Genomic DNA, 235 nt, shown 5'->3' with positions numbered 1-235 from the left:
AGGATCGCGAGAGGGGTCCGCAGCTCGTGGGAGGCATCCGCGACGAACTCTCGCTGGCGCCGGAGGGCGTCGACGAGCGGTCGCACGGCCCTGCGGGTGACGAGCCACCCGAGGATCCCCGCGGACGCGATCGCACACGCGCCGATTGCGACGGCGCCGAGCAGGATGTCGATGCCGTCGACATCGACGAGGGTGGTGTGCCGACCCGGGTGCAGCAGATCCGTCAGGCGAACCT

General features: G+C 71.1%; 1 pseudogene. It reads right to left on the bottom strand.

Annotated features, from left to right (window positions below):
- A pseudogene (locus ACZ3GY_RS24825) lies at window positions 1–95 on the bottom strand (histidine kinase dimerization/phospho-acceptor domain-containing protein); the annotation flags it as partial.
- Window positions 96–235: the final 140 nt, after the last annotated feature.

Source organism: Pseudomonas sp. PME37.24/006 (genome assembly GCF_055556635.1).
Note: the sequence above shows the minus strand (reverse complement) of the source record. Positions and strands in the feature narration are given on the sequence as shown.